The organism is Streptomyces sp. HSW2009 (genome assembly GCF_040240285.1).
In the GTDB taxonomy this organism is placed as follows: Bacteria; Actinomycetota; Actinomycetes; order Streptomycetales; family Streptomycetaceae; genus Streptomyces.
Genome location: NZ_JBEHZD010001316.1, coordinates 1 through 295 on the forward strand (window position 1 = coordinate 1; position 295 = coordinate 295).

General features: G+C 80.0%; 1 pseudogene. It reads left to right on the plus strand.

Annotated features, from left to right (window positions below):
* Positions 1-295: pseudogene (locus AAHZ94_RS35625) on the plus strand (hypothetical protein); the annotation flags it as partial.

The following is a 295-nucleotide window of genomic DNA, read 5'->3' on the forward strand; positions in this document are numbered from 1 at the left end:
CCACGGCTGCGGGCGCGGCCACCACGGGCGGACAGCCCGTCGCCAAGGGGCGGACCGATGGCAACCGCCAGGCCGTCAGCAGCGGCCCCGACGGCGGTGACTCAGGTTCTGGTTCTGGCTCCGGCGGCAGCGGCTCCGCTTCCGGCGGCAGTGACTCCGGTGGCGCGCGGCCCGCGGACGGCCCCGCGACCGACGGCCCCGCGGTCGCCGTGGCCGGCGCGCTGCCGTTGCCGCGGGCCCGCAGGGACGCCCCCCCCCCCCCCCCCCCCCCCCCCCCCCCCCCCTCTTTTTTTTT